14 protein-coding genes are annotated in these 15309 nt (G+C 31.3%); 12 read left to right on the forward strand and 2 right to left on the reverse strand.

Going from position 1 to position 15309, the window contains the following annotated elements; all coding sequences use genetic code 11:
- The first annotated feature begins 9 nt into the window (after window positions 1-9).
- On the forward strand, window positions 10-408 hold the full coding sequence (locus CA_RS02555) for a heavy metal-responsive transcriptional regulator (protein ID WP_010963783.1): 399 nt from the start codon (window positions 10-12) through the stop codon (window positions 406-408).
- A gap of 63 nt (window positions 409-471) precedes the next feature.
- Window positions 472-1668: an enoyl-ACP reductase FabV gene (gene fabV, locus CA_RS02560; RefSeq protein ID WP_010963784.1), complete on the forward strand. Its 1197-nt coding sequence runs from the start codon at window positions 472-474 to the stop codon at window positions 1666-1668.
- Between the two features lie 28 nt (window positions 1669-1696).
- Here fabV and CA_RS02565 read toward each other — a convergent pair whose 3' ends face one another.
- Window positions 1697-2743 (reverse strand): S1C family serine protease, encoded by a 1047-nt coding sequence (locus tag CA_RS02565; RefSeq protein ID WP_010963785.1) that lies wholly within the window; start codon window positions 2741-2743, stop codon window positions 1697-1699.
- Between the two features lie 124 nt (window positions 2744-2867).
- On the opposite strand from CA_RS02565, the gene cutA reads away from it, so the two are divergent.
- Entirely contained in the window at window positions 2868-3209 is a 342-nt protein-coding gene (gene cutA / locus CA_RS02570) for a Nif3-like dinuclear metal center hexameric protein (protein ID WP_010963786.1), read from the forward strand.
- 148 nt (window positions 3210-3357) lie between these two features.
- Here cutA and CA_RS02575 read toward each other — a convergent pair whose 3' ends face one another.
- On the reverse strand, window positions 3358-4149 hold the full coding sequence (locus CA_RS02575; RefSeq protein WP_010963787.1) for a helix-turn-helix domain-containing protein: 792 nt from the start codon (window positions 4147-4149) through the stop codon (window positions 3358-3360).
- 199 nt (window positions 4150-4348) lie between these two features.
- Between CA_RS02575 and CA_RS02580 the strand changes: the two genes are divergently transcribed.
- The 9 genes from CA_RS02580 (at window position 4349) to CA_RS02620 (ending at window position 15309) form a co-directional block, all read left to right on the forward strand.
- Window positions 4349-4771, forward strand: a complete 423-nt coding sequence (locus CA_RS02580; protein ID WP_010963788.1) for a hypothetical protein — start codon at window positions 4349-4351, stop codon at window positions 4769-4771.
- Between the two features lie 42 nt (window positions 4772-4813).
- Window positions 4814-5623, forward strand: coding sequence for a lipid II flippase Amj family protein (locus CA_RS02585; protein ID WP_010963789.1), 810 nt, complete (start codon window positions 4814-4816; stop codon window positions 5621-5623).
- 12 nt (window positions 5624-5635) lie between these two features.
- On the forward strand, window positions 5636-6340 hold the full coding sequence (locus tag CA_RS02590; RefSeq protein WP_010963790.1) for an HAD family hydrolase: 705 nt from the start codon (window positions 5636-5638) through the stop codon (window positions 6338-6340).
- A 185-nt stretch (window positions 6341-6525) separates the two neighbouring features.
- Window positions 6526-7101 (forward strand): nucleoside recognition domain-containing protein, encoded by a 576-nt coding sequence (locus tag CA_RS02595; RefSeq protein ID WP_010963791.1) that lies wholly within the window; start codon window positions 6526-6528, stop codon window positions 7099-7101.
- Window positions 7102-7112: 11 nt separating this feature from the next.
- A complete protein-coding gene (locus tag CA_RS02600) occupies window positions 7113-7634 on the forward strand; it encodes a spore maturation protein (protein WP_010963792.1) in 522 nt (173 codons plus the stop codon).
- A gap of 308 nt (window positions 7635-7942) precedes the next feature.
- Window positions 7943-8515, forward strand: a complete 573-nt coding sequence (gene grpE / locus CA_RS02605) for a nucleotide exchange factor GrpE (RefSeq protein WP_010963793.1) — start codon at window positions 7943-7945, stop codon at window positions 8513-8515.
- 2 nt (window positions 8516-8517) lie between these two features.
- Window positions 8518-10173, forward strand: coding sequence for an Hsp70 family protein (locus CA_RS02610; RefSeq protein ID WP_010963794.1), 1656 nt, complete (start codon window positions 8518-8520; stop codon window positions 10171-10173).
- Window positions 10174-10187: 14 nt separating this feature from the next.
- Window positions 10188-12284: an Hsp70 family protein gene (locus tag CA_RS02615; RefSeq protein WP_010963795.1), complete on the forward strand. Its 2097-nt coding sequence runs from the start codon at window positions 10188-10190 to the stop codon at window positions 12282-12284.
- A 94-nt stretch (window positions 12285-12378) separates the two neighbouring features.
- On the forward strand, window positions 12379-15309 hold the full coding sequence (locus tag CA_RS02620; RefSeq protein WP_010963796.1) for a zinc ribbon domain-containing protein: 2931 nt from the start codon (window positions 12379-12381) through the stop codon (window positions 15307-15309).

Raw genomic sequence — 15309 nt, forward strand, 5'->3', positions numbered from 1 at the left:
TTATGAAGTATGAGATATTATAAAATAGGTGAGTTAAGTAAAATTGTAAATTTAAGTATTGAAACAATTCGATATTATGAAAAAATAAGGCTGATTCCTAAGCCAGAGAGATTTAACAATAGGTATAAGAAATATTCTGAAATGTATATATACAGATTGAAGATTATAATAAAGGCAAAAAATTATGGATTTACTTTGCATGAAATAAGTAATTTTTTATCAGAGGTATCAACTAGCAGCATTGAAGACATAGATCTAAGCAGTACGATTATGAATAAGGTGCAGCAAATAGAAAAAGAGTGCGAAAGATTAAACTATAAAAAGAATCAGCTGTTGAAATTTGAGGAGGAGATAAATGATCTTCAATGTCCCGTTTTAAATAGGATAATAAATGAAAAAAATACTTGACTGTGTACTATACTCCACTTGGTACAATTTTTGTAAAGAACATATATTGAGTGGAGTGAGGAAATGATAGTAAAAGCAAAGTTTGTAAAAGGATTTATCAGAGATGTACATCCTTATGGTTGCAGAAGGGAAGTACTAAATCAAATAGATTATTGTAAGAAGGCTATTGGGTTTAGGGGACCAAAGAAGGTTTTAATTGTTGGAGCCTCATCTGGGTTTGGTCTTGCTACTAGAATTTCAGTTGCATTTGGAGGTCCAGAAGCTCACACAATTGGAGTATCCTATGAAACAGGAGCTACAGATAGAAGAATAGGAACAGCGGGATGGTATAATAACATATTTTTTAAAGAATTTGCTAAAAAAAAAGGATTAGTTGCAAAAAACTTCATTGAGGATGCCTTTTCTAATGAAACCAAAGATAAAGTTATTAAGTATATAAAGGATGAATTTGGTAAAATAGATTTATTTGTTTATAGTTTAGCTGCGCCTAGGAGAAAGGACTATAAAACTGGAAATGTTTATACTTCAAGAATAAAAACAATTTTAGGAGATTTTGAGGGACCGACTATTGATGTTGAAAGAGACGAGATTACTTTAAAAAAGGTTAGTAGTGCTAGCATTGAAGAAATTGAAGAAACTAGAAAGGTAATGGGTGGAGAGGATTGGCAAGAGTGGTGTGAAGAGCTGCTTTATGAAGATTGTTTTTCGGATAAAGCAACTACCATAGCATACTCGTATATAGGATCCCCAAGAACCTACAAGATATATAGAGAAGGTACTATAGGAATAGCTAAAAAGGATCTTGAAGATAAGGCTAAGCTTATAAATGAAAAACTTAACAGAGTTATAGGTGGTAGAGCCTTTGTGTCTGTGAATAAAGCATTAGTTACAAAAGCAAGTGCATATATTCCAACTTTTCCTCTTTATGCAGCTATTTTATATAAGGTCATGAAAGAAAAAAATATTCATGAAAATTGTATTATGCAAATTGAGAGAATGTTTTCTGAAAAAATATATTCAAATGAAAAAATACAATTTGATGACAAGGGAAGATTAAGGATGGACGATTTAGAGCTTAGAAAAGACGTTCAAGACGAAGTTGATAGAATATGGAGTAATATTACTCCTGAAAATTTTAAGGAATTATCTGATTATAAGGGATACAAAAAAGAATTCATGAACTTAAACGGTTTTGATCTAGATGGGGTTGATTATAGTAAAGACCTGGATATAGAATTATTAAGAAAATTAGAACCTTAAAAAGGCTGCACAATAGAGTGCAGCTTTTTTAAGTTGAGCTTTGTATTTTTACATTAACTGTTTTTTCGCCAGAAGCGGTTTTAAGCTTTAAGCTTACAGTGTTATTGGCACCAATGGTATATATAGACTCTCTTAATTCGTTCATTGTGTTAATATTTTTTCCATTTACAGAAAGAATGATATCGCCTTTATTTATTCCAGCAGCAGCAGCTCCGCTATTAGGAGATATATTATAAACATAGATTCCTTTTTCAAAATTTAAATTAAGGTAGCCATTCATAGATTTATCAAGTCCTATAATTCCAATTACAGGAGTTTTAAATTGACCAGTTGTCTTTAAACTTTTAAGTACAGGTTTAACTATGTTTATAGGTACAGCAAAGCCTATACCTTCAGCACTAGTTATTTTCGCCGAGTTTACACCTATGACATTTCCATTTGCATCTATTAAAGGTCCACCGCTGTTGCCGGGATTTATAGAAGCGTCTGTTTGAATTAAATCTTCCATGAAAACTCCTTCGCCTGCTTCAACAGTTCTATTAACTGCACTTACTATTCCAGAGGTAACAGTTCTTTGAAAGTTTAATCCAAGTGGATTACCTATGGCTATTGCAGTTTCTCCTATATCAACTTTAGAGGAATCACCAAGGGTTACGGCTTGAAGATTGTTTTTATCTATTTTTATAATAGATAAATCTAAGCTTTCATTAGCCCATAATGGTTTTGCTCCAATAGAACTTCCATCGTAAAGTGAAACTTTTAAATCTTTGCTAGTCATTCCGGCTACGTGATTATTTGTTAGAATGTAGCCACTGCTGTCGATTATCATTCCAGAGCCTACACCTTCTTTTTTTGTATTATCTCTCTCAATATAGGTTGTAGTAACTCCAACAACTGAGGGAAGAACCTTCTTTGAAGCTTTTGTAATAGGAGATTCAACACTAGTAGAAGCATTTTGAGCATTTGCAGTATCCGGTGTTATCTTTTTTTTATTGCTAGCAAAAGTGCATCCAGTAAAGGAAGAGGTTAAAAGAACACTTGCTAGGACTATGGATAATAGTTTATGTGTTTTCATAATATCGCCACCAACGTTTTTTATAATATTTTGACACAAAATTGCATATATTATTCTTAATTGTTTACATGCAAAAATTAATGTTATAAAATGATTAAAAAGATACTGACAGGAGTTGATTATAATGCAAATAAATCAATTTAAAATTGAAATCTTTATTCCTAAAGAATATGTTGAAAAGCTAGGTGATAAGCTTAGTGAAGCTAATGTTGGAAAGATAGGCAATTATGATCACTGCATGGCTACTAATATTGTAGAAGGGTATTGGAGGCCACTTGAAGGATCAGAGCCTGTTGAGGGAGAGATAGGAAAGGTTTGTCATAGCGAAGAATGTAAGATAGAAATGAAATGTAAACGTGAATATGTAGAAAATGCTTTAAAGATTATAAGAAAGGTTCATCCTTATGAAGAACCAGTTATAAATGTCATACCTATTTTAAATCAATTATTTGAAAACAATAGATAATAGTTACCTTAGAGATATATAAGCTCTAGTAAAGCCGAAGAGATTAAAAGCTTTTAAATTGCGTTTCTATTGATGCATATAAAGGCTTTTTCTCTAAGGACACGGTGAAGAGTGTATACAGCAAATTTAAGTATAAGTATGCGTGAAATTATAATTTTGTTTCTTCGTTTAAATTAGTTATAAAATCATAAACCTTCTCATCTTCATATCTTGAAATTTTTATATTTCCAAAGCTGCCTCTTTCTGACTTAAAGCATAAGAAATTATTTAAAATATCAAAGCTCAGTTCTCTATTGATTTTTGAGCTGCTTATTATTATTTTTTGACAGCAAGGTTTGCTATTTGCATCGGATGGAAGAGATAACATAGCAATCCCCCCTATGTATTTGCTCTTATTCAAGCTTGGTTTAATCATAGTTATATAAGCATAGCCGTATTCTCTACTATAAAGATTAAAGAATACAAGATTATCTGAAATTTTATAGGTTCCTTTAAATTCTTTTATGACCTCACCTTTAATATATATTCTAAAAATGCAATTCTTTTTAGTTATTCTTAAGTTTGATTCGTGAATTCCAGACTTTTTTCCTGAGTTTGTAACAAAAAAATAGCAAAAGTAATCCTGTTTAAAAATATCCTCAAATCCGGTGTCATCGTAAAGCATATCTTCAAAATAAGAAGAAGTTAACGGTATATTTAAAAATTCATCTATTGTTATATTATATAGTTTGCAAATATATAGAATTGTTTCTATAGCAGGGAAGGCATCACCAGATTTATATTTAGATAATAAATCTTCGGATACTCCTATTTTTGATGCAAGTTTTTTTTGGGTTCCTTCAAGTTGTATTAATTTCTTTAAGTTATGAATGAAGATGCTAGAGGTTTCATCATAGATTTTATTTTTTAGTATTTTTATTTCAAGGTTGCTATCTTTCATTTTAAGCCTCCTTAAACTTGATTATTATTCAAGATTATATTCTAATATTATATACAATATACCATATTATTCAAGATTATGTTTAGATTTTATAGAACTATTGAGATTATATTTTATGTGAATTATATTTATAGATAAGTTTTGGGTTGGAGGTGTGGGAAAACCAAGATGTAATTAACAGAACATCTGGTGCGAATTTATGAATTTGAGAAAAGTTATATATGATATTAAGTCAAAACTGTGTGAATATGAATTTCAGCTTAAAATATATTTTCAGGATAAAATCTATGGAGTTTATATATACAAAAATAGTAATATTGAGGGCGATAAATATATTGAGTTTATGACAATTATAACAGATGAATTTACAGAAGGAGAAATTAATTTATTGAAAAAGATACATGATAAACTTAAGTTTAACAGCAAAGTAAAGGGTAGATATGTAAGCTTAGATGATGTAGGAAAAGTAGATCTACAGATGAAGCCTTATATCTACGTAGAAAATGGAAAGTTAAAAAAAGGATATATGAATATAGATTATTTTACTTGGTGGCTTGTTAAAAATAAAGCCGTGGGAATAAAGAGTCCATCTATAGATAGTCTAAAATTAGGTGAGTTTTAGATACACTTGATTAGAATTTAACTTCTAGAAGAAGGTGACGTTTTGAATATACAAATTTTATTGATTTTAATATTTAATTTTATAATTACATTTATAGGAACTCTAGCATATTCTACCAGATTAGTTGGAGTAAAAACAGGTAAGATAGCTATTTCTTTTACTGTATTCAATATATTGACGCTAGTATCAAGAACTGCGGTTACCTTCCAAGAACCCCTTCTAACTAACTATGCTGAGAAAAATCTTTACTCAAGTAATTTAATAGTTATTTTTAATAGTATAATCTTAGTTTCCGGTGCAGCATCGATTTTGGGAGCAGTATTAATACCAACCTTTCAAAGAATGTTTTCAAAAGGGGTTATGTTTTTTTCTTTAGAAAAATCAATCCCAAGACTTGTAGTACATAGTATGACGAGAAGGGGGATTTATTCAATGAAACAGTGCGTGGTGCTGCCATCTAGAAAAAGCGTTGAGAAATTTAATTATAGAAAACTTCCAAGAAGGATAATAGTATACAACTTTATATCCGTTGCAGCACTTACAGTTGGAGCTTTAGCTCCTATATATGCTTTTAAAATAGTTCCTAATTTAAGAGCCACTTGTGTAACCTTATCTTCTGTTGTGAATGGTATAGCGCAAATACTTATGACCATTTTTATTGATCCACAGATGTCTATTATGACAGAGGAGGTAATGGAGAAAAAATGCAGTGAGGAAGATTTTAAGAATTGTGTTCTAGCAATGGTAGGAAGTAAAGTTGCTGGTACCTTTGCAGCTATTTTTATTTTAATTCCTGCAAGTTTTGCAATTGTATTTGTCGCAAAAGGTGTGGACTTTATTTCAAGAATTTAAATGGGGGAAAACATGATTAAAGCTATTTTAATGGATTCTGGAAAAGTGTTGAATAAACCGGCTACAGGTGAATGGTTTATACCGCCTAAGTTTTTTTATTATGTGGATTGGGAGAGATTCAATACAATACCTCTTATAAAAAGAAAATCAGCCTTTGATAAGGCAAATAAGTATATAAAAGAACAAAAACTAATTACTACAGAAGAGGAGGAGTACAAATGCTTCCTAGAATATTATAAAATCTTATCAAAAGAGCTTTATCAGCTTAAGTTAAAAAACAATGATATTGAAGAGATTACAGAAGATTTGGTTTATAACTACAGAAAGTATGATTTTTATAAAGATGCTATTTATGAAATACCTAAATTAAGTAAGAAATATAAATTGGCTGTAATATCAGATGCATGGCCATCACTTGAAGGTGTTTTTAAAAAGGCAGGACTTAGAAAGTATTTTTCTTCTTTTGTAATATCCTCAGTAAAGGGAGTAACAAAGCCAAATGAAATGATGTATAAAACTGCTCTTTCAGAACTTAGGGTATTGCCAGAGGAAGCTGTATTTATTGATGATAACATTAGAAATTGTGAAGGTGCAGTAAAGCTAGGAATTAAAAGCTTTGTTTTAAGTAGAAAAAGTAGAATATATGCTTATAATAAGTTATTTAATAGAAGAATCAAGAGCATTAGAAACTTGAAGCAGTTAGAAGAGATTGTGTAAAACAGAGTGGTTAAAACACCCTGTTTTATTTTTGTCTGAATTTCAAAACACATTTTCCGTTCTATGATTAATGTGGCAGAAATAATAATTAAGGTTACTTCATATATATTATAGTGAAACTTAGTCATGTGCTATGTAAGTATTAGGTTTCAATAAACTATAAAGTAATTATATGGAGGAGAAAATTGATAAATTATATATGGTTTATATTTATATTTGTAGGTACCATTGTTGGCGTTTTATCTGGAAATGGAAGTACGCTTTCGTCATCCATAATAAATTCCACCGAGAGCTCAGTAAAATTAATGATTTCGCTTTTGGGGATAATGTGCCTTTGGTGTGGAGTAATGAGAATTGCAGAGAAAAGTGGACTTACAGACAAGTTGTCCATAGTTTTAAGACCTATATTGAAGATAGTATTTAAGGATATAAGTAAAAACAACAATGTAATGGGACCAATGATTATGAACATAACTTCAAATATGCTTGGACTAGGAAATGCTGCAACTCCATTTGGAATAAAAACTATGGAGGAAATGCAGAAAATAAATAAAAAAAAAAGTACAGCAACTAACGATATGGCAAAATTTCTTGTTATAAACGCAGCTTGTATACAGCTTTTACCTACTACAATAATATCTATTAGGGCAGCCTGTGGGTCTTCAAACCCAGCTATTATAGTAATTCCAACAATAGTAACTTCAGTTACAGTAGCTATAATGGGATTAATTTATTGTAAGATTCTTCAAAGACATTTTTAGGAGGTGAGCTTGTGAATTATATTTCAAGTGCATTAATACCAATTATAATATTTTCTATAGTTTTATATGGAATGATAAAGAAAGTAAAGGTTTATGAATGTTTTGTAGAAGGAGCTAAGGATGGAATTAGAATATGTGTTAATATATTTCCGTATATTCTTGCAATGCTTCTTTCTGTTGCTATCTTTAGAGAATCTGGTGCAATGCAGTATTTAATAAATATTTTAAAGCCTGTATTTAAGATTATAGGTTTCCCATCAGAGCTTGTTCCGCTTATAATAGTCAAGCCGCTTTCAGGGAGTGGTGCTCTTGGAGTTTTTGCAGAAATACTTAAAAAATATGGAGCTGATACATATATAGGAATAATAGCATCAATAATAATGGGTTCTACAGAAACTATATTTTACACAATAACAGTTTATTATGGAGCTATAAAAATAAAAAATATAAGACATACTTTATGGGCAGCAATTATGGCAGATATGACGTCAATTATTGTGGCAATACTAGTTGTTAGGTTTATGGGGATTTAAGTGAATGAAAATGAAGCTGGATATGATTTTGGTTATGTAGATTAATAAAGCAGTCTTGAATATCATATTGAATTTGTAAGATAGCTGTGGCATTAGCATAAAAATATGTTAACGTGACAGCTGTTTTTATTTATATTAATTTAATATTATCTGCACCAATAGCTATTAGGTAACTTAAAATGAATTAATGTTATGGTTTACCACATTTCTGTAAAATGAAATTGTATTAACAAAATATAAAATAAAAGTTATAATAAAAATATAATTTTGAAAATTCAAATCTATAACGTTTAAGCGAGGTATGTATTTTGGAAAAGGAAACTTTAGAAAATCCAGTATTAGAGGAACTAGTTAAAAAGATTGAAGAGAAGACAGAAGAATTTGCATTAGGTGTTGAAAAATTGACAGAAGAATTTGAAAGCAAGGTAAAATACGACAAGCACAAGGACGAGATAATAGATAATCTTCATGAGGAACTTCAGAGTTATAGAAATGACATAATAGGGAAAATGATCAAGCCACTTATTACAGATATAATTTATACCATCGATAATAACAATAAGACATGTGAAGCACTTAAGGACAAAGATGGCACTGAGTTTACAAAAGAAAAAGTACTTCAAATAGTAGGCGGTTTATCAGAAGATTTAGAGGACATGCTGTATAGACAGGGTGTAGAGGATTTCACATTTAGTTTTCCTGAATTTGATCCTAAGAAGCAGAAGGTAGTTAAAACAGTTGAGACTGATGATAAGAATAAGGATAGAACTGTTTCAAAGAGCATAAAAAAAGGATACATTTGGGATGGCAAGGTTATACGCCATGAACTTGTAGAGGTATATGTTTATAACAGTAATGTAAGTAAGGAGCAGGAGGAATAGCAATGAATGAAATTTTTGGAATAGATTTGGGCACTACCTATTCATGTATATCTTATGTTGATGAATATGGAAGACCAGTGGTTGTTCCCAACGCTGAGAATGAAAGAATAACTCCATCAGTAGTGTTTTTTGATGGTGACAACGTTATAGTTGGAGATGTTGCAAAAGAAAACTCTAAAATGTATCCAGAAGATGTAGTATCATTTGTAAAAAGATCAATGGGAGACGAAAATTTCTATTTTGAGCATGGAGGAAAGAACTATCATGCTGAGGAAATTTCTAGCTTTATACTTAGGAAACTTATAAGTGATGCGGAAAATAATTTAGGACAAAAAATAAATGATGTAGTAATAACATGTCCAGCATATTTCGGAATAAATGAGAGAGAGGCTACAAAGCTTGCAGGAGAGATAGCAGGGTTAAATGTAAAGGCGATAATAAATGAACCTACAGCAGCGGCTGTTGCTTATGGTGTTGATTATGATAAAGATAAGGTAGTTTTGGTATATGACCTTGGAGGCGGAACTTTCGACGTAACAATGATTGATGTGAAAAAGGATTCTATAAAGGTTATATGCACTGGAGGAGATCACAATCTAGGAGGAAAGGATTGGGATGATGCTCTTATAGCATACATGGCAGAGCAGTACAAGGAGATAACAGGAAATGATAAGGATATACTAGAAGATCCTGAAACCTGTCAAGAGCTTCAACTTTTAGCAGAAAGAGTGAAGAAGACTTTATCACAAAGAGAAAAGGCACCTATATCAATTAATTACGAGGGAGAAAGGGCAAAAATAGAAATAACTAGGCAAAAATTTAATGAGTTAACTTATGATTTACTTCAGAGAACAGTAAATCTTATGGATGATATGCTTAAAGAAGCTGCAAAGAAAAATTATACAAGCTTTGATGAGATACTTCTTGTAGGAGGCTCATCTCGCATGCCTCAAGTTGAAGAGATAATAAAGAATAAATATAATATAGAGCCTAAGGTATTTGATCCAGATGAAGCTGTTTCAAAAGGTGCAGCACTATATGGCTGGAAGCTGTCTGTAAATGATGAGCTGGTAAGAAGAATATCGGAGGAGACAGGAAAAGATATTGAGGATATAAAAAAGAGTATAGATGAAAAGAGTATAGATGAAAATGTGGTTGAGGCAGCAGCAAAGAGGGTAGCAGATGATACAGGTTATACTCTATCAGCAGTTAAAGCTTCAAATGTTAAGGTAGTCAATGTTGTGAGTAAAAGTTTTGGAGTTGTAACGTATAATAATGAAGAAAAAGAAGTTGTTTATAATCTAATAATTAAAAACTCTGAGGTTCCATATGAATTTACAGAAAGATTTGGGACTAGAGAAGAAAATCAAGAAAATGTAATGATAAAAATAGTTGAGGATGAGCTTTCAGATAAAATTGTAGATATAGCTTATGGAAATGAAATAGGAGAGGCTGAATTAGTACTTCCAGAAAATCTTCCTAAAAATTCTCCAGTTGATATAACTTTTAAGCTTAATGAAGAAGGAAGGCTTGAAATTAAAGCTATTGAAGCTGTGGAAAAAAGAGAAATAAGTACATCCATAGAAACAAGTTCAGTAATTAAAGGAAAAGACCTTGAAGAAGCTAAAGAGAGAAATAAAAATATTGAAGTATCGTAAGGATTGATGTATAGATGAAATATAGTTTAGGTATAGATTTAGGAACTACATTTTCTGTAGTTTCTATTATTGATGAAAATGGAGCTCCTAAGGTTTTAAAGAACAAAGAAGGAAATACGTTAACACCATCAGTTATATATTTTAGTGGAGAAGAAATTATTGTAGGCGATGATGCAAAAGAAATGCAGGCAATGGGAGATAATAACATAGCCTGCTTTTTTAAAAGAAATATGGGAGATGAAAACTTTGTTCTTGAATTTCAAAACAAGTACTACAATGCAGAGGATTTATCAGTAATAGTGCTTAAGAAATTAAAGAAGGATGCAGAAGATTTTCTTAAGGCAGAGGTTAAGGATGCAGTTATAACCGTTCCAGCTTACTTTAATAATATACAAAGGCAATCAACAATAAACGCAGGTAAAAGAGCTGAATTTAATGTCTTGAGTATATTAAATGAGCCTACAGCTGCGGCAATGGCGTATGGAATGAAAGCTTCAGGAGAAAATAAAAATATACTTGTATACGATCTTGGTGGGGGAACCTTTGATGTCACTTTAGTTCATATAGGAGAGGAACTTATCAAGGTACTAAGCACTGATGGTGATCATGAGCTTGGGGGTAAGGACTGGGATGATAGAATAGCCATGTATATTGGAGAAAAGTTCTTTGAAAAGTTTGGCGTAAATCCAATGGATGATATTGAGTACTATAATGATATTCTTGTAAAATGTGAAAATGTGAAGAAGCATCTCTCTAAAAGAGAAAGCACTGATATTAGTATTTATTATTGCGATTTAAGTGAAAAGTTCACCATAACGAAGGAAATATTTTTAGGCCTTACAGGTGATTTGCTTCAGAGAACAAAAAGCTTAAGTGACGATGTTATAAAAAGTGCAGGGCTCACTTGGGAGGATATAGACGGAGTGCTTCCGGTAGGTGGATCTACAAGAATGCCTATGGTACTTGATTTTATAAAAGAAGTGAGTAAAAAAGAGCCTATTGTTGGAATAAATGTTGATGAAGCGGTTTCAATAGGTGCGGCAATAAAGGCATCTATGGAGAATGCAACTAATACCCCTACCTTGAGAAGAGAAGAAAAAGCACTTTTTACACTTGGTGGCTATAAAAAAACAGAGGATGTAATGAGTCACAGTCTTGGTATGATAGCATTAAATAGTACAGGTGAAAGATATATAAACAGTATAATAATAGAGAAAAATAAAAAAATACCATGTACAGAAAAAAGACCTTATGAGATTAGAACCGGTAGGAATAGAAACAATGTTCTTGAAGTATATATGCTCCAAGGTGAAAGTGAAGAAATATCAGATTGCACTATTCTTGGAAAATATGTTTTTTATGATATAGAATATGTAGGAAGAAAACCTTCAATTATAGATATAGAGTATTCTTATAATAAAAATGGAGTTGTGGATGTTTTTGCAACACAAAGGGAGACAGCTAAAAAACTTCCTTTAAAGATAGAAAAATTGTCGGAGGATTTTATATTTGAAGAGGAACTTAACGAAAAAGAGGAGGCTGTTCATAAAAATATAGTTATAGCAATAGATTTATCGGGGAGTATGAGAGGGAAACCTCTTGAAGAGGCAATAGAGGCTTCAAAAACCTTTGTGGATTCAATTGATGAAGGTAGTTTTTCCCTAGCGTTAATAGGCTTTGCAGATAAAGTGAAAACTTTGATTAATCTAACAGAAGATAGAGAAGAAATATTTAGAGCCATAGATGGTTTGAAAAAGGCAGATGTGGGAACTTCAACTATGTCCGAGCCTTTTAGTGAAGCTTATAATATCCTAAAGGATGCATATGGAGATTGTTTTGTTGTAGTATTAACTGATGGTCAATGGTATGGAAAGAAAGATATTATGGCAGAGGTTAATAAATGCAAAGAATATGAAATAGAAATTGCAGCTATTGGATTTGGAAATGCAAAAAAAGATTTTCTAGATAAAATAGCAACCTGTGAGGAAAACTCTATTTTTACGGAAGTATCCAATTTAAAACAGTCATTTTCAAGAATTGCAAAGGTTATATCGAGATCAGATGGGAGCATAAAGATATTTCAAAAAAGTAATTCCATAAAACTTAGATAAAAATCATATTTAGCAGCGGAGATAAAATTGGTTACCGCTGCTAAAATGCTAATAAACGTACATAAAATCTTCCTATTAGTATGAGGTGAATGAAATGCAAAAAAGAGAGAATTTTTATACTCTTTTGGAACTACCAATAGAGCCTAAGGAGCAGGATGAAGAAGTAATAAAAAATGCCATAAACAAAAAAAGAAGCGAGTGGTCAAAGCTTAGAAACCATCCTACAAAGGCGGTTAAGGCAAAGTTATATTTAGGAATGATAAAAGAGATAGAAAATGTAATGCTTAAAAGTGAGTACTCAAGAAATGAAGAATGGAAGCGTGCAATAAAAGAAAAAAGACAAAAGGAAAAAATTAAATATAATATTTTAGATGAGGCTATAAAGCTTCTATGCTCAAAGGGATATATTTTTGATATTGAAAAAGAGACGCTTAAGAAAAAGTTTATGGAGTTTAATGAAGCTGAAATAAATAGTAGGATTAAAGTTCCAGTAAAAATATACGAAAAAAGTAAAAAAGGGAAAAATAATGACGAAAATGTTTTAGATACCACTAGAATAAATAAAATTCAATCAAATCTTGAAATTGTAGACAAGAAATCCTTGTATGATTTTCTTGGAGTTCCCATGTCATCTGGTTTAGCTATTTTGAGACTTGCATCTAAAAGAAAGTATGAGGAAATAAAAAAATCTTCATCTAAAAATGCTTTTATAACAGCAAGCTCAATACTTCAGGGAATGTGCGATGATGTTTTTAAAGATGAAGAAAATAAGAGAAAATATGATGAAGCATTAAAAAAAGTTAATACAGAAAGTTTAGCGGAAGTAATAGAGGTATCCTTATCAAAAGGATATATAGCTTATGAAGAATTTGACTGTATGGTAAGGTTGCTTGTAGAAAATGGAATGGGTACAGAAGAAGCAAAGGAATATGTCAAAGATTTTTGTATTAAAAGAAAGGTTTCAATTGAAATACCTAAGCAACTATCTGTAGAAACAATGGAAAGGTGCAGTATATGTGGATGTCTAAACCACAAAATTTCTAGGTTTTGTTATAAATGTGGATTCCCTTTAAAGATTACGTGTCCTAAGTGCCATAGAGTAATTAGTGCAGCACATAGTGTATGTACTAATTGTGGATTTCATGTAGAGGATATGAGTGTGGCAGCTGCTTTAGTAAGAGATGCTGAAAACAAGCTTCAGTGTGATAATACAGAAGAAGCGTACTTTTTATTGAAAAAAGCAAAGGAGTTATGGCAGGACAATAGTAACATAGATGAGATGCTTAAAAAAATACAGAATAAAATAAATATAATTGTTGATAGGCAAAATAAAATTCTTGAATTTGTTGAAAAAAAAGCTTATTATAGTGGAATGAAGGAAATTATATCATTAAAAAAATTGAACACCTCAGCATTTATAGATACCTATGAAAAAATAATAAGTATTAAGATAGCTGAGGCTGAAAAGCTTATGCAACAAGCTAATGATATAACTAATGAGAGTGTAAGTATAGAATTATGCACTAAGGCTCTAAACATTTGCAGTGATTGCACAGATGCTTTGACATGGCTTTCAAAATATCCACCTAAACCTCCCTACAATTTAAGATATGAAGTACTAAATGATAGTGTGGTTTTAAAATGGGATAGCAGAGAGGCGGATAATGTAAAATATAGAGTTCTAAGAAAATTAAGAAGTGAACCTAATTCTATTGATGATGGAAAATTGATAGGACAAACTGAGGAAAATGAAATTACAGACTTTAGTGTAGAAGCTGGACAGACTTACTATTATGCAGTATTTTCTTACAGGGCAAGCATTCATTCAAAAGCATTTTCATATATAGGACCTATTATGCCTGTGTCTGAAGTTGATAATATTGAAGTAGAAAACAGCGGCACAGAAATAATACTCTCTTGGAGTACACCTGTTAAGGCCAAAGCTGTAGAGGTTTGGAGAAAAGAGGGAGTTGCACCGTTAAGGAGAGGTGATGGAACAAAGCTTGAAAATGTATCTTTGTTTGGTGTTGAAGACACGGAACTTACAAGTGGTAAAAACTATGGATATTTGATAGTTACAAAATATAGAGATTCCAGTGGCAAGGAGATATTAACAAAGGGAATAACTTGTTTTGGAAAAACTATTAATCCTCCGGAATTGATTAGTGATATAAAGCTGTCAATTACTAAGGAAAAGGATATAAAGGTTGTTTGGAAGCGAAAAGGGTATAAGGGAAAAGTTTATATATTTTACTCGACAAATCCTTTTAAATTTGAAGAGGGACAGATTATATCCAAGAATAAGCTTAGCAGTTTTGAGAACAGAGCACTTATAAAGAAAAGTGGAGAATGTGAAATAAAGAATGTAGATGCAGGAACTATTTTTGTACTTCCTGTTGTATCAGAAGGTAACTCAGCTTGTGTAGGAAAACAACAGCATATATCGATTCTAAATGAAGTTGAAAAAATTACAGGATATATATTTGACAAAAAGCTTTATCTTCAATGGAGATGGCCAGAGGGAATAGGGAAGGTTTTAGTTGGACTAAAATTTGATGGATATTGTTCTGGTATAAATGATAGTAAAGCAGTTTATAGAGAGATTTCTAGAGATGAGTACAATAAGAAGGCTGCATTCATAATAGAAAATCCAGAATACAAAGAGTATTTTTTTACTGTATTTGCAATTTATGAAACGTTATATACAAAGAAATATTCTTATGGTACAAGGTGTAAACTAGGTAATTTAGGTGTTGCAGAACTTCACTATGAAATAAAGAGGTCGAAGGGTATATTTGGACTAAATAGAGGAATTAATTTTTCAATAAAAAATCCTGATGAATCAGGAATACCAACTTATGTTTTAGTGGTAAATGAAAAGAAAGAACCTGTAGGCAAGGAAGATGGAAGAATAGTTTATGAGGGCAGCGAGGATAGGGTTTTTATTGATATTGAAAATGTTGACGCTTTTTTAAGGCCTTTTTTTACTGTCAGTAGTGATAGATATAAATTTATAAGAATTTAG

Origin of the sequence: Clostridium acetobutylicum ATCC 824, assembly GCF_000008765.1 — a bacterium.
Classification (GTDB): domain Bacteria; phylum Bacillota; class Clostridia; order Clostridiales; family Clostridiaceae; genus Clostridium_S; species Clostridium_S acetobutylicum.